Genomic DNA, 24,076 nt, shown 5'->3' with positions numbered 1-24,076 from the left:
ATGAAACAGCAATTAAGATCATAATTTGCGAAGATGATCTAAAAGGAACGTTAATTAGTATTATCTTAATATAATAAACGCTCCTGTCATTTCAAACGGAGTCAAAATGTAGTAGTCAGTCACTACATTTCGACTCCGCTCAATGTGACGGGTTATAATAAATGATTTCTGATTATACTGCGTCTGACAAACTGGTAAAAGTAAAGTCTCTTATTTTCATATAAGGCACTAGATTACCATCGATTCGTACCTGCTTCCCTAGAGTTTCCAGGTTATTAAGCATAATGATCGGACTTTCATTAAATCTGAAATTCTTCACTGGATGCTTTATTTTTCCGTTTTCTATATAGAAGGTTCCGTCTCTTGTAAGTCCTGTATATAGTAAGGTTTGAGGATCTACGGTTCTTATGTACCATAATCGAGTAACCAGAATACCTTTTTTAGTTCCTTTAATAAGATCTTCTAAGGATGCATCTCCTCCTTGCATGATAAATCCATTTGGGAAAGGCACAGGATCTACTCCTTTTTTCTCTGCCCAATACCGACTATATGCCAGGTTTTTTACGACTCCATTTTCTATCCAACTTGTCTTTTTTAAAGGTTGTCCTGAACCATTCCAAGTACCTGTAGGAACTTCGGGATTCAACGGATCTGACCAAATATTTACACGTTCATCTACAATCTTCTCTCCCATTTTGGTTCCTCCACCTTCTTTGGACATAAAGCTTCGTCCTTCATCAGCAGTACGTGCATTAAATGCAAATGCCATATTACCTAAAAGGCCAACAGAAGCTGCAGGTTCCAGAATCACTGTGTATTTACCTGGTTCAATTGCCTTAGCTTCTTTAGACATTACTGCTTTATCTATTGCAACTTTAGAAGCTTCTACGGCATCAAATTTACTGACATCATTAAAATCTCTAGTTACCCAACCAGATCCTGTACCATCATTACTACGCATAGTTACCGTAAAACTGGCATTGGTCGATTGATTATACGCAAACAAACCACTAGAGTTCATCATTGCACTAAAACCGGCAGAGTCGTTAAAGAATCCTGCCGCAGTAACGTTCTTGGCCGCAGCTGGTTCAATACTACTATTTGCTACTTCTGCACGATACTCTGGTGTTATCTTTGCTGTAGCTTCTGTATAGGTAATAGATTTATCATATTTTTGTGGTCCAAGAGGCGCCATAAATTCTGGATTCTCTGGAGAAAGTTTTGCCAATTCCTCTGCCCTTTTTACCACTTTCTTTAAAGACTCATCATCAAATTCATCAATAGTAGCTGTCCCAGATTTCTTTCCAAAATTAGATTGTACTACTAAGGTTTGATTTGATCTATGTCCTGCCGTAGATACGGTATTTCTAGCATAACGGATATTACCACTTTCGCTTCCGCTTAAATTTATTTCACAAGCATCTGCAGTAGAAAAGCTCATCGCTTTTTCCATAATCTGCTTTGCTTCTTCTTTAGAATATATTGCCATGATATTTTTTATTTGTAATAAGACTGTGATTTAAATTTTTCTACCTGTGTTGATCACATTCACACCATTAAAGCGTGTTGTAGAACTTCCGTGAGATACAGCACTTATTTGGGAAGGCTGTCCTTTACCATCAAAGAATGACCCGAACATTCGATAATCATCTTTGTCACATATCTTAGCACAAGAATTCCAGAATTCTTGCGTGTTAGATTGATATGCTACATCATCTAGCATACCTACAATTTTTCCATTTTTAATTTCATAAAATACCGTTCCACCAAACTGGAAATTATATCGTTGCTGATCAATAGAATACGAACCTCTACCTGCGATATAAATTCCTTTTTCTACGTCTTTGATCATATCATCAATAGAATACTTTTCTTTACCTGGTTCTAAGGATACATTAGGCATACGCTGAAACTGTACATCGTTCCAACTCTGAGAATAACAGCATCCGTGAGACTCATTTTGATCGATCATATGAACCTGATCCCGTATTGCCTGATAATTGGTTAGCACACCATTACGAACTAAATCCCATTTCTTTGTTTTTACTCCTTCATCATCATATCCTACAGCTCCTAAGGAGCCAACTTGGGTTTTATCGGCAACAAGGTTTACGATATCGCTACCGTATTTGAAGTTTTTAGTCTTCCATTTATCTAATGTAGCAAAACTTGTTCCTGCATAATTAGCTTCGTATCCTAATACTCTATCTAGTTCTAATGGATGTCCAACGGATTCGTGGATTGTTAGACCTAAATGATTCGGTTCTAATACTAAATCGTATTTGCCTGCTTCTACAGATTTTGCGGTTAATCTCGCCTTAGCTTGTTTAGCAGCCAGCGTTGCATCCTCTACGATATCATAACTTTTACGATATAGATTGAGACCTTCAGGCCCTTTCAGTTTTTCTGAAGCTAATCCGTCCATATATTCATATCCCATACCCATAGGGGCACTCATAGCCTGACGCGATTTAAATTTACCTGTACCTTTATCAATAGCTGTTACTGTAAATGTAGGCCAAATACGATGTACATCCTGATCAATATAGGATCCATCTGTAGAAGCAAAATACTTCTGCTCATTTACCATAAAAAGTCCAGAATTCACATAATTGGCTCCGTTCTCTAATGCGGCGGCATTGGCGGATAATAATAGATCTACTTTTTCTGAAACCGGTACATCTTTAAAATCCTTTTTGATAGGAGTTTTCCAGGTTACTTCTCCGTGTGACTTAACCGGAGCTAGTTGTACTTCTACTTTCTGAATCTTGGAATTCGCTTTTGCTATTGCTACCGCCTGATCTGTAGCTTTCTTAATTCCATCCTCTGTAACGCTGTTTGTAGATGCAAATCCCCAGGTACCCTTAACGATAACTCGAATTCCGATACCAAACGATTCGGTATTTACTACATTCTGTACTTTGTCTTCTCTAGTAAATACATATTGGTTTAAGTACCTACCGATTCGAGCATCGGCATAGGTTGCTCCCAATGATTTTGCTGTATTAAGCGCTACATCTGCCATTTTTTTCTTAATGGCTACGTCCATTCCCGGATTAAGCAATGCTTCTGCGGGAATGTCATTTCCCAGGAGTAGTGAAGGCATCATTAAAGCACCTGCTCCTAATCCTGTGTATTGAATAAAATCTCTACGTTTCATAAACCTCTTTTTTGATTGAGTGAATATTAAAATAAGTCTGATGAATTTTATCTTATAAGAATTCTTTTAGTTTCTATGATACTTGACCATATCCTAAAGTTTTGTTACAAGACTAACTTTCGTTAGCTTTAAAAGTAGAAAAATTAAATCAAAGTACCATATCCCCATGAATCTTCATCACTAGATTTTAAGTGTAGGATTCCGCAAAAGAACCAACTTAACATCAATCCTATAAAACACTGAAATACAATACATTAAAATCAATTATTCAATTGCATAATTCTTAATAAATCACATAGAAATGTATCAAAAAAGCATAAAAACAGTACTTGTATAAATTTTTGTTAAAGTTTCTAACTTTTCTTTATTAAATATTCAAAAAACAACCTTAAGAAGGTAGTGTTAACATTATTGAAAGAGTATCTTTTCTATTAGAAACTATTTTGACTCCAAAGAATACTCTTATGCAATGTAATTTCTTACTAATAATTCGACTATACTTATATATGTATTAGTAATGGTTCTCAAATTTACTCCACAAATAAATAAAGTTTACTTCATTAACCAATATACATTGTATCAGATCATATCTGGTAATGGTAGTATTCAGGTAGATTTCAAGAACTATTTTGACTGGAAGGATAAAGCTATTTACCTAGAAAAAGGGCAATACATTAAATTCTTATCTGATGATTTTTTTGTACTCAAAATGGAATTCCCGAATGAAACAATTTTTAGAAATAAAGAATTCAGGGTACTCTTTAAACATCTTATCTCTTTAGGGTATATTGACTTTGAAAAATCCAATAATTTTCACGAAATTATACATCAATTCAATTCAAATATTGAACTAGATACTATTATAGATACTTCTACAGAGCAATGGTATTTCCAAAATCCATTTAAAGCAAACAAAGAGGAATATCAAATCATTTTTGATACTAAAGAAGTTATAGACGAACAATATTCTAGTAATATCAGTACTCAGGATATTACCGCATATGTAAATGAGAAAGGATATAACATTCAATCTCTGATAAAAAGCAAAGTTGGTGTTTCTGTTAAATCCTTACTATCTAACAAAAAATTACTAGAAAGTAAAAAAGAAATTGCTTTTACGGATAAGAGTATTAAGGAAATATCTTACGATTTGGGATATAATGATCCTGCTTATTTTAATAGAGTTTTTAAAAATAGTGTAGGTAAAAACCCCATTCAGTTTAGAGAAGATTTTGATTATAAAAATAGAGATTGTTTTTCTCAAAACGTTATGGAATTGCTGCAACAGTATCATACCAAAGAGAGAAACCTAGATTTTTATGCTTCTAAAATGAATCTATCTGCAAAAACGCTTTCTAAAAAAGTAAAGGACAAGATGCAGACTTCATTGGGGAAACTTATCCGACATGAAATGATTGGTACTTCTAAATCTATGCTAAATCAGGATCTAAGTATTAAAGACATCTCTTTACAACTAGGTTTCGAAGAGCCCAATCACTTTTCTAATTTCTTTAAGCATTATACCGGTGAATCTCCTTCGAAGTTTAAAAACAAAAAGTACAATAACTAGCGTCTTTTTTGTAGGCTTCTTTTCCTGACATATCCAGAAATTTGTAGTGTAATTACAAACAATATTTATTAATCTTTAAATAATATAACAATGGATATTAAAGCATTAGCTACAGAAATGGATAGCATCGTTGCCAAAGGAGCAATCGTGGATGCCGTAAAGCAATTTTTTGCGCAAAAGGCTACTACTTCAGATTACAACAATATCACTACCAATAATAAAGTGCAAATGGTAGAGAAAATGGAAGGTTTTGCCAACTCTATAAAAAAAGTGAATAATATTACGCTTCACCATACCATAGTGGATGGTAATGTTTCTGCATCAGAATTTACTTTTGATTTTGATATGGCCGATAATAGTAAAATCTATTGGCATGAAATCATCAGACGAGTTTGGAATAATGAAGGTAAGGTTGTACAAGAAGAATATTTTAACGCTTAAAAATAAATAATATACAATGAGAACTTTAAAAAAAATAAAAATTGCATTAGTTGCATTACTATTTACTACAGCAATTTCTGCGCAGGATAAAAAAGCGAATAACATAGATAATAGTAACATTGCATTACAAGGATACAGCCCTGTATCTTATCTGGATTTGGGCATTGCACAAAGAGGTACTAAAGATTATAAATCAGAATATAAAAAAGTAATATATTATTTTACCTCCAAAGAGCAAAAAGCTGCATTCGATAAGAAGCCGAAAAAGTATATGCCTCAATACGGTGGTTTCTGTGCTTTTGGAGTATATGCAGGTGCGAAATTTAGACCTGACCCTAACAAATTTGTAGTAAAAGATGGAAAGTACTTTCTTTTCCTATACAATATTGAGTTAGATGCGCAACAATTATGGTTAGCAGAAAACAACCACAATACATTAGTTTCTAAGGCGAATAGCAACTGGCAGAAATTAGGAACTACTTATAATTAAAATTTGATAGATTAAGGGTTCATAATTAAACTTTAGCTTTTTTCAACACCTTGACGATTCGTTAAGGTGTTATTTTAAATAAAAATAAATACATGTTACTGAAATTATATTATTTCATAATTTAATCTTCTAAATTTTCCTGAATTATATGAAAGAATTATTGACCTCGATTTCCAAATGTGATATCTGTACGGCAAAATTAGAATTAGGCCCACGACCAATAGTTTCCGCACATGTTAATAGTAAAATAGTTATCATTGGACAAGCGCCAGGAAGCATTGTCCATAAATCCGGAATTCCATGGGATGATAAAAGCGGTGAAAATTTAAGGGCGTGGATGGGAATTGACAACAACATTTTTCATAATCCCGAAATAATTGCTTTAATCCCTATGGGATTTTGTTATCCAGGAAAAGGAAAATCTGGAGATCTACCTCCAACAAAAGAATGCGCTCCACAATGGCATCAAAAATTATTGGATAAGATAAAAGATGTGGAACTTATCTTATTAATTGGTACGTATGCTCAGAAATATTATCTAGGAGATCGCTTAAAACGTACTCTAACAGATACCGTAAAACATTATAAAGAATATTTACCAGATCATTTTGTTTTACCGCATCCATCCCCTAGAAATAATATTTGGCAAGCAAAAAATGAATGGTTCAAAAAAGAGGTCATTCCACAATTGCAGGATAGTGTTAGTTCCATTATTAATGAATGATAAACTTAACCCGTTTTGCATTTAAGAGAAAGGCTATAAAAGCGTCAATGGTAGTGTTTTGACATAATGACCTCTTGACTTCGCTCGAGATGACAGGAGACAAAATGTATCGAGAATAGCTTTTTTACCAACAATCCTATTCTCGATACACTTCTCCTAGGGTCGAAGCACTCGAAGTGACGGATTTTAGTAAAAAATAAATTATAAATACACAACGGGTATACATACTCTTTTTATAAATATCTTTCGTTTATAATATCCATATGCCAGATCTCATGACCTATTATAGTAAATGCAGCTGCTCTTGCGGACATATCACCACCATTTGCATTACCAACAAGCTTTAAATGATCGTCAGTTATACTATCAAGAAATGAAATAGAGCTTTGTCGAACTATTTTAAATTCGCTTATCAAAGAATCCATTGATTTATGATTTGCACCAGAAGGTTCTATATAGATATTTTGATCAAATCCAGCTAAAGAAGTTTTATCATTTCTGGCAATCCGAAAACATCGGTACATAAATATTCTTTCGGTATCAATAAGATGCTGGAGAACTTCTTTTAAACTCCATTTTCCTGTATCATAACGATATTCTTGCTTATCTTGAGGAATAGCTTCAAAAAATTGAACAACGTCTTTCATACCTTCTCTAAAACCGCCTATAAGTTCTATTTCTGTAGACAACTTATTAATATATCGCCCATAATATTGGTCATATTCTTTAGTATCCAAATCAGTAATTTTCATTTCTTATATATTTAGTGTACACAATATTATTACTTCTTATGAATTGAATTGTAGTCCAGTTTCTAGATAACGTAGATTCCAGTTAAATTAATTTTTTATGTTTAACCCGGTTTATGCATAGTGTATTTTAATTTAGAGATGTCAAGATTTAGTAAAACACAATTAGCAATTATTTTAATAGCATTAATAATTACCGTCATTGGTTTAGTTACTGGTTGGTATTTTTTTATTTTCTTAGTAATTCCTATTGGATTTCTTTTTCGGAAAAAAGATTAACAGATTAAAAAATAATGCATTTAATTCGTTAAAAAACTGATGTAATCACAACATTTAGTGAGAAAAATTCTATTTGCTTAAAACCAGTATAACTAACATTTATGTTTCTATCAACTTATGTCATAGATAAGCGGAGTTAAATGTTAATTTTTTTTTTATATTTACCGCAAAAGTGTTTAGATAACTATTAAATAGTTTAATCTTAATTTAAAGTATTGACAGTTTTAATTGAACATTTTTACGTTTATAATAAATATTGAGTTATGGAATTAATGGAGAAAGCACGGGAGTTTGAGAGTAGAAGTATGAGCAATATGTCCACTAGTGATAGAGTTGAAGCATCTAGAGAAGCTAAAGACCTCGTTTTGAGTCTTAATGAAATCTACAAACAAAATAAGGATCCTGAAATCATGGAAATGATGAAGATCATTACTGCTAAAAAACAAAAAATTGAAAAGAGACTTAAGGGTAGACCTGAGGTTTAAAAAAGTTTATTAATAAATAGACAAAACGCTGTTTATTTATTAAGCATCAAAAACACATTAGTTTCTTTTTATTCAGGAATCGTAAAGTAAAAGGTTGTTCCTTTTCCTTCTTCTGATTCTAACCAGATTTCGCCACTGTGTGATTCCACAATTTTCTTACAGTGTGCTAAACCGATTCCTGTACCCTGATATTTCTCTCTGGAATGCAGTCTTTGGAAAATATCAAATATTCTGTTTTTATGAATTTCAGGGATTCCTATTCCGTTATCCTTTATAGAGAACTCCCAATACTTTTTAGATTCGTCATCTGTACTTCTTTTCTGAACCGCATCAATATAAATTTCGGGGATCGTATTTTCATTGGTAAATTTAATTCCGTTGCTCACCAGGTTTTGTAATAATAATCGTAACTCGATTGGATTACCTGTTACAGTAGGCAGATTATTAGCGTGTATTTTTGCGTTTGTTCTCTCCAGTACATTTTTAAAATCTCCTTTTAATTCTCCCAAGATTTTATTCATATCTACATCAGAAAAATCTTTAGTTCTTCCTAGTCTGGAGTATTCTAACAATGAATCAATAAGCTTCTTCATCCGTATACTAGCATCTTTAATAAAGTCAAGGCTTTCTTTTCCTACCTCATCAAAACTGTCTCCATAATCTTCTGTTATCAATCCTATAAAACTAGATATCGTATTTAATGGTTCTTGCAAATCATGGCTCGCTATATATGCAAACTGTTCTAACTCTTTGTTTTTAGATTCTAATATTAATGATTGCTCCTGTATTTCCTTATTTTTTTCCTTTAATTCTGAACTAAGTCTCTTTTTATTTAGATAATTTCTATAAATAAAGAATCCAACGGTCAATACTAACAATATCAAAGCTATCAAGGACCAATTAATTGTTTTCTGATCCTCAATTTCTGAACGTTGCTCCGTTAGTATTGTTTCCTGCTGTTTGATTTGATCATTTTGCTGATTTAAGAATTCCTGTTGCTTTTTTATTTCTTCTGAACTAACTTTAATCTTTTCTTGTTGGATTCTAATAAATGTTAGCTGTTGCTGGATGTTTTTTTCTAATTCTTTTTCTATCAGCAGTTTTTCTTCATATTTCTTTTCCTGTATTTTACTTTCGCTTGATAACTCCTCTATCCATTTATTTCTCTCACTAATACTCTCTTTTATAGTATCTATAGCTTTTTCCTGACTAAGTATCCTTTCTTCCTGCTGCTTAATTCGTTCCTCCCTATCTTTAATAGCCGCTTTTTGTTCTTCATTTTCGTCCAACGCCTTTTCTAAGGAATTTTCTGTGGATTTAAATAAGTCTATCCATTTTTGGGAAGAAGTTATTGCATATTGCTTTAATGAAGGTGCTATCACAAAATCTTCATTAATAATTCTATCTTCATTGATTTCATATTCGAATGAATTCCCAACATTAACCATATTGACCATAGAGACATTATAGTTATAATCTTCGGTTACTAGTAGAATATTTTTTTCTGAAATTTTACTTAGAATATAATTAATATCATAATTATATTTATTGTTGACATATAGTAATTGTATATCCTTGATATTTTTTACAAACTGAAAACGAATAATTTCTACAGGTTTCCCAAAAATATTACGTTTTTGAGCCATTGATTTCAGATCTATAATTGTACGATCTGGACCCAAAACTCCAATTTTAAAAGTATCCGTCTGGTCTATATTAGGCCATCCAACTTGTTGGGCAAAGTTATAAATAAATATTGCCCGCTGTACTCTTTTTACCTCTTCGGTACTAGTATCTTGTCCCCAAACATTTCCTGAAATAAACAAAGCAGAAAACATAAGCAACGTAATTGAAATATACGACTTACAACATAGTTTGTGTAAAGATTTATAACAGTGATTTATCATAATCGTAACAATAATCGAAGATAATAATTAGCTCCATTAACTCCGAATTGCTGAACCCTTCTACTATAGACAAAATTACCGTTACTGGTATTTGCGGAATGTGTATGCTTATCAGGAAATACATTAAAAATATTATTTCCTCCTAAAGTACATTTTACATAATCATTAACCTGATACGAAATGGCCAAATCCGTTGTTAACTTAGGAGAAAAGGTTTGATCACGAGATTCAATTGTTCCTGTAAATTCATTCAATACCCAATTAGCCTGATCTCCATCATCTGGATGAATAAATTGTACTTCTCCAAATAGTGTATTTACCATCTGTAATCGAAATTTATCAAACTCATAAGATACTAAAGAATTTATCTTGTAATTAGGCTGGGCGGATTCTACTCGAGCAATCTCTTCTCTATTAAACAATACGTCTTCCTGTCCTACAAGAGAAGGAGAAACTTTAATCTGTCCTTTTACCTTAGTGTTTGTAATATTAGCTCCTAATGTGGCGTCCAATTTTCCTGTACCAATAGTGGTTTTATAAACTAGCCCTATATCAGCTCCTGATGTTCTGGAATCAATGGCGTTTGTAAAAAACTGCGCTGCTCCCACTCCAAAAGGTTCTAAAATCGTTTCGTATCCTTCGGCAAACCTACCAGAAAGTACAATTCTGTCATCTATATTAATTGAATAATAATCAAATGTAAATGTAAAATTTTCATTTAGTTTCCCACTTACTCCTGCACTAAAATGCTTTGATAATTCAGGTTTCAGTTTGTCTATCTGAAAAGCTTCTGTAGCTACAGCACTTTCATTATTAAAAGTACCTACCTGGATACTTTCTCCGTTAATAAATTGCGTACTTATATTCTGAAAGAACACCTGATGAAGTGATGGTGCCCTAAAACCTGTAGAAAAACCTGCTCTAACACTAATATTATCATTAATTCTATACCTACTCGACAGCTTCCAAATAGCCTGACCACCAAAATCATTATACGCCTCATATCTTCCGGCAGCCTTTACTAATAATTTTTCTGATACATTAGTTTCTATATCTAAATACGCTGAGCTATTGGTTCTAAAACGATTTAACTCATTTTCTGGCTGAAAACCAGGAAAAACCTGTACTCCGGCTTCTCTAGGAAGTTCATTACCTAATTCATTAATATAGGTACTACCACCATCAATATATGAAGCCTCTTCACCAGCTATAATCTGGTAATTTTCTACTCTAAGTTCGGCTCCAAACGCAATGTTTACACCATTAAGCCAATCAAAATTTTTAGAAATATCTAGATTGGTTGTATTTTGTTGGTATTCAAAACCACCTGCATAAAAGGTTCTGGGAGAAGCTATGCCTAATGAAGCATTATTAGAGTTATTAACTGTATAATCTAAGCTGTTAATACCTATAGAATGGCTAAAATCTACATTCCATCCATTCTTAACTCCCTTAATTCCACCTGCAACCACATCATCCTGAATATCAGTTAATATTTGAGGAGAGAAACCATTAGGAAATAATTCCGGTACAACTCTATCCTGGTTTTTTGGAAAACGATAAAAACCAGCGGCCATACCTTCTCTATAATTTCTTCCTCCTTGAAGATAAAACGTTGCGCTATCCGACATTTTGATTTCACCATTAAAGGCTAACGTTAGATTTTGCGTTTCAGCGCTTCCGATTTCCATAACTCTACGTCCGGAATATCCTGTCTGATTAAAAAAATTATTCTCCTCAATCAATTGTTCATCTTCTGCCAAATCATCTGTATAGACCGTGCCCGTATAGTCTCCTGCTCTATTTACTGATTCTCTATCTCTATATTCTGCAGTTACATTTATATACCCTTCTTTTCCTATTTTTAGTCCAAAATTAGCAGCAGAATATGTAGTAAATCCATCACCTTCTGTAGTAATACCTACTCTATTATCGATACTGATAACTTCTGTTTGTTTTTTTAGAATAATATTTATTACTCCTGCAATAGCGTCAGATCCGTATTGTGAAGTTGCACCATCTCGCAATATCTCGATACGTTCTATAGAAGCAATAGGTATGGCATTAAAATCCGTACCAACAGTACCTCTACCAACTGTTCCATTTACATTAAGTAAAGAACTATTATGTCTTCTTTTTCCGTTGACTAAAACTAATACTTGATCAGGTCCTAATCCTCTAAGTGTAGCTGGATCTATATGATCTGTACCGTCCGAAATGGTCTGATGGGTAGAATGAAATGAGGGGACCAAGTAATGTAAAATATGACTTAATTCAATTTGCGAAGAGTTCGTAATCTCTTGTGGAGAAATAATATCTACAGGAGCAGTTGTTTTAAGAAGAGATCTAGGTTTTGCTCTGGAACCAATGGAAATTGGTTGATCCATAGAGAATCCTGTTTCCAGTATAAAATCCACCTGAGCAGTTTCACCTACCTTAACCAGTGTTGTCTTGGAAACCGAATTATACATCACAAATCCAGCTGTAATTATATACTCTCCTTCATCTACATTAAAGATATAATTTCCATTTACATCTGTGGTAGTCTTTTGGTCAGTCCCTTCTATACTAACTCTTGCACCTGGCAAGCTACCAAATTGATCAGAAACATTACCTGAAATTACAGCTCTTGATTGAGATGAAACTATTTGACAAAAACAAAAAAATAATACATAGGCGATACAGGATGTAAACTCCAATCTAACCATAAGGGGTAATTTTAAATTTATTTCCTATTAAAAATGCGTGTGTGCTTGAATTATCTTAGCAAGATAAATAATAAAAAATCAAAAATTTTCTTAAAAGAGGTATTTTGTAAATAAATCGAAGAACTGGACTTATTCCAGTAAAGTTAATTCTTCACTAAAACATTCCATCACTATAGTATCCATTACAACTCTAGAAAGCATTTTTCCTTTAAAACCTTTAATCTCTGGAATTGAATTTGCCACTACTCTATCTTCTTCTGGTAATACCGAACCAAGCATTAAAAAAATGTTTGTTTTTTTAAATGTGTTTTCTAGTTTCTGAAATTCAGATAAAAACTCCCAACCATTCATTACAGGCATATTGATATCTAAAAAAATGATTTCAGGTACAACTCCGGATTTAATAATTTCTAGAGCCTCTAAACCGTTTTTAGCCACTAATATTTCATCAGCATAGCCTGTTTTTGAAAGTATTGTTTTATTAAAAAATAAAGTGGCTTCACTATCATCAACCAAAAGTATTCTTGTTATTGTTTTCATATAAAAGGGGTTTTAAAAAAATGTTTTTCTATTACATTATTTAACAATGGGAATGATAATGGTTTACTAATAAGGTCATTCACTAAAGAATTAGCTTTAGAGTTTTCTATGTCTTTAACATCAGAAGAAGTAGTTAATATTATTACTTTAATGTTTTTAATAACTGTATGATTTAACTTCGAATATTCTATTAAAAATTCCCAACCATTCATAGCTGGCATATTAAGATCCAAAAAAATCAAATTTGGTTTTAATTCAATTCCTTTTTCAACGTTTACTAAATATTTTAAAGCGGCTTCTCCGCTCTGTTTTACTTGTATGTTGGCAAAACTGTTATGTTTTGATAAAACCATACTATTGTAAAAGTTGGTAGGTCTATCGTCATCTATTAATAAAACGCAGTTAACTAAATTATTCATAATATATTCTCGTTGGTATACACCAAAAAAAACACATCGCAATAAAAAAGTAATAGCAATTATAATTTTAGTCACTCACTTTACGCTTAAACGCAAAAAAGACCGATAAAGTGTATTTTATTTATAATGAAGTAAGTTTTCACACCTATTTTAAGTATAAAAGTTAAACAAAATGAGTTGATTAATTTCTAGTTTAAAGGTTTGTCGAAATATTTAGATACAATTTCCAAAACAATTTCCTTGGTTAGCATCTTTTCTCTAAATTCGATTACTTGAGGAAAAGATTTTAGAGTCTTTTCTTCTTCTTCACTTAATTTAGCACCTATCATTACTATGATTTTTGAGTTTTTATTAGTAGCTGATAGTTGATTATGTTGTTCTAGAAATTCCCAACCATTCATCACAGGCATATTTAGATCTAAAAATATTATTTCAGGAATTGTATCAGACTGTAGATATTGCATAGCATTACTACCATTAGTAGCTATAATCACTTCTTCTACACAGTCTGTTTTTTGGATAATGGTTTTATTGAAAAAATTGGTCGAATTACTATCATCGACGAGAAGAAAACGTTTTAACCTAGCCATTTTAAAAAATATACGTTATTAAACCAGTGCACTACAGTAATCTCACAAATTACTAACAGTACTTTTTGAAAAATGTTTTTCAATAACGTTATCTAACAAATCTAGTGATAACGGTTTATTTATAAAATCATCTACAGAATGATTTTTTATTGATTCATTAACGTCATCAGGGTTAGAAGACGTAGACAATAAAATTACTTTAATTCCTTCTGTGGTGCTTTTATCCAATTTAGCAAACTCTATCAAAAACTCCCATCCATTCATGGCTGGCATATTGATATCCAGAAAAATAAGATCTGGCTTCATTGCGGTTTGGTTTTTTACATTAGTCAGATATTCCAGTGCAGCTTTCCCACTCTGTACTGTATTTATATTATCAAAACTATTGTGTCTGGTGACTACTCGTTCATTAAAGAAATTTGTAGCCTTATCATCGTCGATTAGCAGAACACAAGTGACCGATTTCCCCATAAAATTTTCCAATTACATTCAAAAGAACTAAACTTATTTGACATATACATTATAAAACCAGACTTTCCGGAACACTTTTCGTTCAAAAACCTAATTTAAACGACAAAACAACAATAAATGTTTTACCGTATCTAAATTACGGAAATAAAGCATTAAAAAAACCTCTTATCAAAATTGAGAATCGTTTAACAGACTGCTATTAAAAATAAATGTACTTTTGAATCAATTCGGACAGTTATTTGTCAATAACATTTGTAAGGGATTTATGCTTGACAAAATAAAAAATAGGTGCAAAGCCACCACATTACATTATTCAATATTTAAAAGTACTAATGATATTCCATCTAATGACTGGAATCGTATAAATAATGAAAATAATCTTTTTCTTACATTGGATTATCTTAATACGCTAGAGCATACTTTATCAGAAACTATTGGGTTTAGATATATTATATTTTATGATCAAAATGAACCAGTAAGTATTGCCGTAACTCAGCTTATTACATTTAACACAGAAGATCTGAAATTTCAGGAATTTCCCTGCAGAATAAGTGATGCTATCAAAAATACTTTCATGAAAAGTATGGATGTTAGAGTATTAGTCTGTGGGAACCTATTTTCTTGTGGAGAACACGGTTTTCTTTATTCTGATAAGATTAGTGCAAAGGAAGCTTTTGAAAATTTATCTGATGCATTACGAGAAATCAGAAAAACTGAAAGGTCTGATAAACCCTCTTTTATTTTACTGAAAGAATTCTGGCCAACGTCTTTTGATCAAAGTGATTATATTAAAGATCAGAAATTCAGAGAATTTAGAATTGACGTGAATATGGTGTTGCAAGTAGACTCTAACTGGAATGATTTTGAAGATTATTTAAGTAGTATGAAGACCAAGTTTAGAACCAGAGCTAAAAAAGTTTTCAAAAAATCTTCTGATTTAATAGTCAAAGATTTCACTGCTGAAGATATAGATACCTATAAATCTGCTATTAACAAGTTGTACCTATCAGTGTTAGACAATGCTGATTTCAAAATTGGAAAATTAGACGCCATCACTTTTAGAAACCTTAAAAGAACACTTCATGATTCATTTATTTTCAAGGCATATTTCCTAGATGATAAACTAGTCGGCTTCACCACTTCTTTTATTCTAAACAATGTTGTAGAAGCAAATCATATTGGGATCAATTATACATATAACAAATCACATGATATTTATCAAAGAATGCTATATGACTATGTTGATCTGGCTATTGATAAAAACGTTAATGAATTAAGATTGGGCAGAACTGCAGAGATTATTAAAAGTTGTGTTGGTGCTAAACCTGTGGAAATGAAACTTTATGTTCGTCACGGTAACTCTATCTCCAATAAACTTCTAAAGCCTTTGGTCGAGTTTATTTCTCCTAGTGAATACGAAGTACGAAATCCGTTTAAACTTCAATTAAGTTAATTATGGATTCATTAACCCAGATCGTACTTGGTGCTGCTGTGGGCGAAGCTGCCATAGGAAAAAAAGTTGGCAATAAAGCAATGCTTTGGGGAGCCATTGCGGGAACAATTCCAGATCTAGATGTCATGGCTAAATTGTTTTTTGACAATGTTACTTCTAATGAATTGCATAGAGGATTTTCTCATTCTATATTGTTTAGCATTATTATGGCCCCTATCTTCGGATGGTTGATTGCTAAATTATATAGAAATAAAGAAGCTGATTGGAAAGATTGGACGAAATTGATGTTTCTTGGACTGTTTACGCACCCAATTCTGGATGCATTTACAACTTGGGGAACGCAATTATTCTGGCCTCTAGACTACAAAGTAGCTTTCAATAACATTTTTGTAGTGGATCCATTGTATACAGTTCCTTTTTTGATCTTTCTTATTATTACAATGTTTTACAAGAGAACACACCCGAAAAGACGAAAATTTAATAATCTCGGATTATATTGTAGCTGTACCTACCTACTAATCACCCTTTTTCTTCAACGATCTGCAGAATCTAATTTTACGATCAATCTAGAGAATCAACACGTACAATACAATGAGATACAAACTCGTCCTACTCCACTTAATAGCATTTTGTGGACTGCCAATATAGAGACCAAAGACTCATTTCTTATCGGCTATTATTCATTTCTCGATGAACCAGATATCATAGACTTTGCTGAGTTTCCTAAAAACCACCATTTATTGGGAGATCTAAAAGATGACCCGTTAATTCCGCGTCTCATCAAATTAACTGAAGGGTGGTATACTATCGAAAAAGACAATGATAAAACCTATTTTAATGATCTTAGGTTTGGTCAATTAGGAATGGGCGCAGATGCTAGCCGTTTTGTATTCAGCTATGAGCTGTATTACGATACTAATGGTGAATTAAAAGCAAAAGAAAGAGAGCGTGTTATTGAGGATGCTACTCCAATGCTTAAAAAACTTTTCGCAAGAGTACTTGGAGATAAATCATAAAAAAAGGGTTCAAAATATCGAACCCTTTTTTTTATGATTAGCAAAATATATTAGGTGAATTCGCAAATTACGCCTCCCATTAATGCTAGACATACAATCCAATAACCAACATTTACTAATATATATTTAGCTCCTTTTCTTTCGAATAAAGCATTGGTTCCCAATACAGGTAAAACAAAAAATATTCCAGCCATAGCTCCATGTAAAGCACCATGCTTAAATGTTCTAAAGTTGGTTCCGTACTTATTCATAAAATCCTGAGTATACTGATAGACCTCGGTACCTTCCTTTGCTAAGTTCGGTTCATTCATCAAAGTTTGAAAAAAACCATTTTGATGTATCACCATAGTAGGAAGAGAAGAAGCTAACATAAGGCTGAGAATAAATGAAACAATAAATATTATTGCCATATTACCTCCTTTTAAATCTTCTGCAGTAAATCCACATGCATTCATCCAGGCGGTTCCAAAAACTTTTGGATTATACCAGATAAACCCCAATACCATAGGGATCAATGCTGCCGCTGCAACAATTAAAAAATTGAATTCCATATTAGTTAGTATTTAAAGTTGTTTCTCAAATATAACGAAAATCAATTTCATCCGATGCTACCAAACTAAATATGCCAGACGAAAAGAGAAGATTAATAATACTACTCCAGTAACTTTAAAAAAAACGCTTAGTCTATACTCTGAGATGAATTTTTTAAGTTTTTCTGAAAGAAATACCTTTAACAAATCTGTAGTTAAAACACCTACTAAAACCGCAATCAAAAACACTAAAATCGATGTAGTATTCTCATATTTTTGTTGTCCATATTTAAACACTCCAATCCAAACAACAAACACGAACGGATTAAAAAAATTTACGCTAAAGCCTTTTATAAAAAATGTGCTCCATTTTTTAGAAACTACAGATAAATCCTTGGTAATTATTGCTTTTTTAAATAGGTAATTAATTCCCAATACAAAGAGAATACAGCTTCCAATAATACCAATCCAGAATTGATTTTGTGTTGCTGTCATAAAAGAAGAAAGTCCATAATAACATAATACAACACAGATAATATCACTAACTATGATACCAAAAGCGACAGATACTCCAGCTTTTATTCCGTATTGGAAACTACTGTTAAGTAATAAAAAAAATACCGGGCCAACGAATATAATCATGGCTAATCCGATACCAAAGCCTTCTATAAATGACATTTACAATGAATAATAATTATGGCTTTGTAAATATAAATATAATCAATGTTGTTTTATAACCTCTTCTTGATAATGACAAACCACCCAGTAAACTGAGTGGATTTATCTTGCAATCTCATCTACGACCCCTTAACTTCGTAGAACTAAACTTCCTGCAAAAAATAAAGGATTCTATCTATTCATTTTTCATTAATCTAATCGTCTTATAGGTATTTCCTATAGTGATTTTTACAAAATATACCCCATTTGGTAACTCCTGAATAGATATAGATTGACCAGCATCTACCTTTTCTATAAGTAAACTACGTCCGTTAACATCATAAATAGATAGCTCCGCTTCTCCTGAGATTCCAGAAACCTGAAATTGTTGTTTCGCTGGGTTTGGATATAGTGTAAAACGATCTTGCTCATTTTCTTCAACACTTAAAACATTACTTACAGTGATGGTAAATGTTACACTTTCTTCATTCGAATTAGCATCAGTAGCAATAAGAGTAATAATATGATCTCCTGCACCCAATAAAGTACCAGCTACTGGATTTTGAGTAATCGTAGAAGTCAAAACAGATCTGTTCGTATCACAATTATCAATAACTTCTACTCCCACTGTAAAATCTGTCAGCGTATACATATCGCCTGTATCAAAAGTAACTTCGATATCAGAAGGTAATGTAGTTGTGTTAAATACTGGAGCTATCGAATCTTCTACGGTTACAGTTGCAGTACAACTATTTTCATTTCCATTCGCATCAATTGCAGTTAATACTACTGTATGATCTCCAATAGTAGCACAATCAAATGTCGAGATATCTAAACTTAAGGACACGATCCCAGAAAGATCTGTTGTACCATTATCAACCTGATCTGCCGTTATCGTAACATTACCTGTATCATCAAGCTGTACGATTATGTTTTGACAAACCAATGTCGGATTAGTAGTATCTACTACATCTACTGCTCTGGTTACTTCTGTAGCAACATTGCCAGAAGCATCCGTAGCATTATACCTAATTGCATAATTTCCTACGGCATCTATAAAATCTGAACTATCGACAACAATATTTGTGATTCCATCATCTACATTTGCTCCTAATTCTGTATAACCAGCTCCTAATTCTATCGTTTGTGGATTATCTCCTACTAAACTAATCACTGGTGCAGTGGTGTCTACTACATGTATTGTTCTGGTTACTTCTGTAGCAACATTACCAGAAGCATCAGAAGCATTATACCTAATTGTATAATTTCCTACTGCATCTACAAAATCTGAACTGTCAATAATAACATTTGTGATTCCATCATCAACAGTAGCTCCTAATTCTGTATATCCAGCTCCTAATTCGATTGTTTGTGGATTGTCTCCTGTTAAGGTAATTACTGGAGCAGTGGTATCTACTACATGTATTGTTCTGGTTACTTGGGTAGCAACATTACCCGAAGCATCGGTAGCATTATACTTAATTGTATAACTCCCTACTGCATCTACAAAATCTGAACTGTAGATAACAATATTTGTTATTCCATCATCTACAGTAGCTCCTAGTTCTATATAACCAGCTCCTAATTCTATCGTTTGTGGATTGTCTCCGATCAGCATTATGACCGGTGGCGTATAATCACAGCTCACATCATTAAACGATGTTTGTGCATCAATATTGGTCCAATTAGCAGCACTGTAGGTAGCATCATCCACCTGTACACAATACAAATCTGGATTACCGGTAATTACTAATTCATCGATACTTGTATTCCCTCCACTTCTGAGGTTAATTCCTCTCAATTTACAATCGTTAGCATATATATCTACCAAAATAGAATTATTGGACAGATCTAAGAAGGTTATATCTGTTTCTCTAACGCTAAGTTCTATTAAATCCACTAATGCACTTACATCAATACTGGTAAGGGCTGTATTATTTAAACTAACACTTTCAAGATCAGTGCTAGTTCCTAAGTTGATAGATGAAAGCCCATTACAATTATTACAACTAACTACCTGAATATCTACATTATTTGTAAGATTAATTGTCGATAAGGCTATATTATCGTTTAAGATAAGTGTTGTTAAAGAAATATTATCACTAAGATCGATACTGGATAAGTTATTTTCTTCTAAAAACAAAGCGTCTAAGTCAGCAAGCCCTGATATGTTAATACTATTCATATCGTTGGCTTCAAGATTAGCTACCTCCAGAAAAGTGTTATTTGATAAATCAATACTTGAAATTTGGTTATCATAGGCATCTAATTCCTCTAAATTAGTATTGGTCGAAAGATCTATAGCTGTTAAGTTATTCTCATTGATTTCCAGTATTTCAAGAAAGATATTGTTAGTTACATCAATATTTGAAATATTATTATCGTTTAAATTAATTCTTTCTAATTCCGGATTACCCGATACATTGACTGTTGTCAAGCCATTCTCCATAGCACTTAAAATCTGTAAATTCGTATTGCTTGATAAATCAATCGTCGATAAGCTATTAGAATCGGCATTTAGGTTCTCTAGACCTCCAAAAGCTTCAATACCTGTAAGGTCAGCTATGTTACTATTAGATATATCAAGGATAGAAACACTTTCGATATTCGCTGTGGGTACTTGCCCATCATTGGCAATATCATCATAGGCAGACAGCGATACTTCAAAATTTGCATCAGGAATTAATGTATATCCGCAAGTTGTTTCACTAAAAATCACCCCTGCATCAATATCTGTAAAGTCGGTAACAGCGGCAGTTGCATCATCTACCATAATACAACTAAGACCGGCATTTGTAGTTGCGTCCATTCTGTAAAACCCGTTATTGTTACCGTTTCTTAAATCTAAACTTACCAAAGCAGCATTGTCGACCCTCAAGTCTCGTAAATTAGTATTTGCAGAAATATCTAATGTTGTCAGGTTGGTTTGACCTAAATCCAGGATTTCTAAATCCCCGAATGATGAAACATCAATTGTTTCTAAAGCGGTTTCGTCAGCGTAAATGGCTCTCAGATTAGGAGAGTTTCCAAAAGTAACCTTAGTTAGCAAAGGGTTTTCATCAATATCTACTGTTTCAAGATTTATATTAGCTGTAAAATCAATCTCCGTAAACTGATTACCATCTAGATCTACATTTTCTAATAATGTATTTGCAGACACATCTATATTTGTTATTTGATTTTCTGAAAGGTCTACGTCTTTTAATTGAGTATTGGCACTAAAATCTATCGTGGTAAATAGACAATTATTCAGATCGATTTCTTCTAATAAGATATTATTACTTACATCTAAGGAGGACAGGTTATTGTTAGTATCCAGATCTAATTCTTTTAAATTTATGTTGGTACTCAAATCCAACGTACTGATATTACAATCATCAACAATCATCTCTTCTAATAGAGTACATCCTGTAATATCGATCGTTGTTAACTGCGAATTATCGTCTGCACTTAATACTACTAAATTCACGTTACTAGAAAAATCCAGCGCAGTAAAGCCATTATCATCGCAGTCAAGATCCTTTAAAAGTGTATTTTTGGAAAGGTCTAAAACCGTAAGTTGATTGCTCTCGACATTTAATACTTCAAGTTTTGTATTATTCGATACATCAATAGAAGTTAATGCATTACTACCACAATTCAAATCTTTTAATGATGCGAATGCTTCAATTCCTGTAAGATCAGTTATTCCTTCACCAGTCACATTTAGCGTTGTAACAAAATAGATATTAACCAAGGGTATTTGCCCATCGTTACTGGTATCATCATATGCAGATAAAGCGGCTTCAAAATTAGCATCGGGAATCGAAACATACACCGTACAATCCGTTTCACTAAATGAGGTTTGATTATCAATGTTCGTAAAATTAGCTGTAGCGTATGTTGCATTATCAACCAATATACAACTAAGATCAGTATTTTCGGTAGCATCAAAAAAGGTTAGATTTGTATTCGCACCATTCTGTATATTGAGATCGAATAATGCATTTTTATCTACCTCAAGGCCTGTTAAATTTACCAAGCTAGATACATCTAATATTCTTAATGAATTTTCTTCTAAATTAATGGTTTGCAAACTTGTGTTATCAGAAAAATCAACTTTTTCTAAACCATTAGCACTTGCATTTAATGATGTTAATGCTATAAAATCTTCAATACCGCTTATGTCAACTATATTCTGATTAGAAATATCCAAGCTGGTTAATACCTCAATAGCGGCTGTAGGTACATTATTATCTCCCGGAATATCATCATAAGCAGCTAATGCGGCTTCAAAATTATCATCAGGTATATAGGTATATACAGCACAATCTATACTGTATCGAAAATCTGAGCTCAAGTTTTCTTCTGCTAAAGCCACATCGCTCACAGATATACATTCTAAGTTATCATTACTTGATGCTCCAAAAAAGGTAATTTGTGTTACATCAATATTACGTAAGTCCAAACTTGTCAGGTTATTACTAAAAATCTGAATAGTGTTTAGAGCTATATTATTGCTTAAATTCAGAGTTTCTAACTGATGTCCTGCAACGCTTAGAAAACTTAAGTTTACTGCTTCACTAACATCCAGCGATGTTAATATACCGTTATTTACCTGAAATGTTTCTAATGCTGTTACTCCTCCAAGGTTAATCGTAGCTAAATTTTCGTTAGCACTACCATTAATAAATTTTAAATTAGAAAGACCTAAAAAATTAAGACTTAAGAAGTCATTTCTGCTAAAAGCAAAAGTTTTAAGCAGTGTATTATTAGATAGATCAATGATGGTCAGTTGATTATCCTCTATTGTCAAGGTTTCTAAAGCGGTTACATTCGTTACATCTAAACTAGTTAATGCGTTATTGCTCAAATCAAGATCTTCTATTGCTGTATTGTTAGAGAGATCGATGGTGCTGATATTACAGTTTTCGGCGGAAAATCTAGTAAGTTTCGTATTCGTAGAAATATCAATTCCAGCTGCTAAACTAAGATCATCAATACTGAGGTGATCCAGATTGGTATTCGCAGTAAGATCTAAGGTAGTTAAGTCATTATCACCAATAAACAGTAGCTCCAGCGCTGTATTTTGGCTCAAATCTACTGAAGAAATAAGATTTTGATTGACCATCAATTCTTTTAATGCAATAAAATCTTCGATACCAGATAGGTCTGTAATTTGCTTATTTCGTACATCTAAGTCGGTTATACTAGCGATATTCGCTGTAGGCACTTGACCATCACCAGAAATATCATCGTAACCAAGTGCTTCTAAAGCTGCTTCAAAATTAGTATCGGAAATACTAGTGTATTGGGCATTACTTATCGCAATTCCTGTACAAAATAGTAGTAAAGTTAAAAGGTAGTTTTTTTTCATAAGATTAAGGGTTATAAAATTTTTAAATACAAATGTTGTTGAATCTGATACAATAGTAAAAGTTATCATCTCAGAAACAAATTTTTGTGAGGGTACACATAGGGGGACAGCCTTATTTTATAGTATTTAAGCAATGACCTTGTGAGTAATTGACATGATTTTTACCTCTAGATTACTATTGACAAAAGGACAATTGTAGTACTGTTTCATATTTACAAGTTTAGAGCAGTTACTTAGTGTACCACGAAAAATATGTTACAATATTAACTCATATGCCAGGTAACCAAAAGGGTTGACAGGAGACAATTAGGAGACATTTTTTCAAGTACTGTTATTTTAACATACCTGTATTTCTGGATGCTACAAGATGCATAGAAGACTTTGGAATACACTTCGTACTAACTTGTTCGTCAATAAATTCATCCTAACAAAAAACCACCCAGTAACCTGAGTGGTTTTGTCTTGCAACCTTATTTTCTACGACCCCTTAACTTCGTAGAACTAAACTTCCTGCAAAAAATAAACTGCTTT

The 24,076-nt window shown here is 32.7% G+C and carries 19 protein-coding genes; 7 read left to right on the top strand and 12 right to left on the bottom strand.

Annotation, left to right across the window (positions count from 1 at the left end; all coding sequences use genetic code 11):
* Positions 1 to 172: 172 nt before the first annotated feature.
* Positions 173 to 1,489 (bottom strand): TldD/PmbA family protein, encoded by a 1,317-nt coding sequence (locus tag Q0910_RS02590; protein WP_299212229.1) that lies wholly within the window; start codon positions 1,487 to 1,489, stop codon positions 173 to 175.
* A 30-nt stretch (positions 1,490 to 1,519) separates the two neighbouring features.
* On the bottom strand, positions 1,520 to 3,160 hold the full coding sequence (locus Q0910_RS02585) for a TldD/PmbA family protein (RefSeq protein WP_299212226.1): 1,641 nt from the start codon (positions 3,158 to 3,160) through the stop codon (positions 1,520 to 1,522).
* Between the two features lie 574 nt (positions 3,161 to 3,734).
* On the opposite strand from Q0910_RS02585, the gene Q0910_RS02580 reads away from it, so the two are divergent.
* The 4 genes from Q0910_RS02580 to Q0910_RS02565 all read left to right on the top strand — a co-directional run bounded on the left by Q0910_RS02580 (position 3,735) and on the right by Q0910_RS02565 (position 6,385).
* Positions 3,735 to 4,730 (top strand): AraC family transcriptional regulator, encoded by a 996-nt coding sequence (locus Q0910_RS02580; RefSeq protein WP_299212223.1) that lies wholly within the window; start codon positions 3,735 to 3,737, stop codon positions 4,728 to 4,730.
* A gap of 90 nt (positions 4,731 to 4,820) precedes the next feature.
* Complete coding sequence (locus tag Q0910_RS02575; RefSeq protein ID WP_299212220.1) at positions 4,821 to 5,171, top strand: hypothetical protein; 351 nt, start codon at positions 4,821 to 4,823, stop codon at positions 5,169 to 5,171.
* Positions 5,172 to 5,187: 16 nt separating this feature from the next.
* Complete coding sequence (locus Q0910_RS02570; RefSeq protein ID WP_299212217.1) at positions 5,188 to 5,661, top strand: YHS domain-containing (seleno)protein; 474 nt, start codon at positions 5,188 to 5,190, stop codon at positions 5,659 to 5,661.
* A 148-nt stretch (positions 5,662 to 5,809) separates the two neighbouring features.
* On the top strand, positions 5,810 to 6,385 hold the full coding sequence (locus Q0910_RS02565; protein ID WP_299212214.1) for a uracil-DNA glycosylase family protein: 576 nt from the start codon (positions 5,810 to 5,812) through the stop codon (positions 6,383 to 6,385).
* Positions 6,386 to 6,618: 233 nt separating this feature from the next.
* Here Q0910_RS02565 and Q0910_RS02560 read toward each other — a convergent pair whose 3' ends face one another.
* Entirely contained in the window at positions 6,619 to 7,137 is a 519-nt protein-coding gene (locus Q0910_RS02560) for a DinB family protein (protein ID WP_299212211.1), read from the bottom strand.
* A gap of 539 nt (positions 7,138 to 7,676) precedes the next feature.
* Between Q0910_RS02560 and Q0910_RS02555 the strand changes: the two genes are divergently transcribed.
* Complete coding sequence (locus Q0910_RS02555) at positions 7,677 to 7,898, top strand: hypothetical protein (protein ID WP_118457027.1); 222 nt, start codon at positions 7,677 to 7,679, stop codon at positions 7,896 to 7,898.
* Positions 7,899 to 7,966: 68 nt separating this feature from the next.
* On the opposite strand, the gene Q0910_RS02550 is transcribed toward Q0910_RS02555, so the two are convergent.
* The 6 genes from Q0910_RS02550 to Q0910_RS02525 form a co-directional block, all read right to left on the bottom strand.
* Positions 7,967 to 9,736 (bottom strand): YfiR/HmsC family protein, encoded by a 1,770-nt coding sequence (locus Q0910_RS02550; protein WP_299212208.1) that lies wholly within the window; start codon positions 9,734 to 9,736, stop codon positions 7,967 to 7,969.
* Between the two features lie 65 nt (positions 9,737 to 9,801).
* A complete protein-coding gene (locus Q0910_RS02545) occupies positions 9,802 to 12,513 on the bottom strand; it encodes a TonB-dependent receptor (protein ID WP_299212205.1) in 2,712 nt (903 codons plus the stop codon).
* Between the two features lie 129 nt (positions 12,514 to 12,642).
* A complete protein-coding gene (locus Q0910_RS02540; protein ID WP_299212202.1) occupies positions 12,643 to 13,053 on the bottom strand; it encodes a response regulator in 411 nt (136 codons plus the stop codon).
* Positions 13,050 to 13,472: a response regulator gene (locus Q0910_RS02535; RefSeq protein WP_299212199.1), complete on the bottom strand. Its 423-nt coding sequence runs from the start codon at positions 13,470 to 13,472 to the stop codon at positions 13,050 to 13,052. The genes Q0910_RS02540 and Q0910_RS02535 overlap by 4 nt, the downstream gene beginning before the upstream one ends.
* A 188-nt stretch (positions 13,473 to 13,660) precedes the next feature.
* Positions 13,661 to 14,062, bottom strand: a complete 402-nt coding sequence (locus tag Q0910_RS02530; protein WP_299212196.1) for a response regulator — start codon at positions 14,060 to 14,062, stop codon at positions 13,661 to 13,663.
* A 42-nt stretch (positions 14,063 to 14,104) separates the two neighbouring features.
* Positions 14,105 to 14,533 (bottom strand): response regulator, encoded by a 429-nt coding sequence (locus Q0910_RS02525; RefSeq protein WP_299212193.1) that lies wholly within the window; start codon positions 14,531 to 14,533, stop codon positions 14,105 to 14,107.
* Between the two features lie 265 nt (positions 14,534 to 14,798).
* On the opposite strand from Q0910_RS02525, the gene Q0910_RS02520 reads away from it, so the two are divergent.
* Together Q0910_RS02520 and Q0910_RS02515 are read left to right on the top strand one after the other, a co-directional pair.
* Positions 14,799 to 15,986 (top strand): hypothetical protein, encoded by a 1,188-nt coding sequence (locus Q0910_RS02520; RefSeq protein WP_299212190.1) that lies wholly within the window; start codon positions 14,799 to 14,801, stop codon positions 15,984 to 15,986.
* A 2-nt stretch (positions 15,987 to 15,988) separates the two neighbouring features.
* Positions 15,989 to 17,002, top strand: coding sequence for a metal-dependent hydrolase (locus Q0910_RS02515; protein WP_299212187.1), 1,014 nt, complete (start codon positions 15,989 to 15,991; stop codon positions 17,000 to 17,002).
* Positions 17,003 to 17,052: 50 nt separating this feature from the next.
* Here Q0910_RS02515 and Q0910_RS02510 read toward each other — a convergent pair whose 3' ends face one another.
* The 3 genes from Q0910_RS02510 to Q0910_RS02500 all read right to left on the bottom strand — a co-directional run bounded on the left by Q0910_RS02510 (position 17,053) and on the right by Q0910_RS02500 (position 23,545).
* On the bottom strand, positions 17,053 to 17,553 hold the full coding sequence (locus Q0910_RS02510; protein WP_299212184.1) for a DUF1761 domain-containing protein: 501 nt from the start codon (positions 17,551 to 17,553) through the stop codon (positions 17,053 to 17,055).
* A 57-nt stretch (positions 17,554 to 17,610) separates the two neighbouring features.
* Positions 17,611 to 18,210 (bottom strand): LysE family transporter, encoded by a 600-nt coding sequence (locus Q0910_RS02505; protein ID WP_299212181.1) that lies wholly within the window; start codon positions 18,208 to 18,210, stop codon positions 17,611 to 17,613.
* A 175-nt stretch (positions 18,211 to 18,385) separates the two neighbouring features.
* The gene (locus Q0910_RS02500) at positions 18,386 to 23,545 is read right to left on the bottom strand and encodes an immunoglobulin-like domain-containing protein (protein WP_299212178.1); all 5,160 of its coding nucleotides are present in this window, start codon (positions 23,543 to 23,545) and stop codon (positions 18,386 to 18,388) included.
* Positions 23,546 to 24,076: the final 531 nt, after the last annotated feature.

Origin of the sequence: uncultured Aquimarina sp. (genome assembly GCF_947495315.1) — a bacterium.
Taxonomy (GTDB): domain Bacteria; phylum Bacteroidota; class Bacteroidia; order Flavobacteriales; family Flavobacteriaceae; genus Aquimarina.
This window is presented reverse-complemented; position numbering and strand designations above follow the sequence as displayed.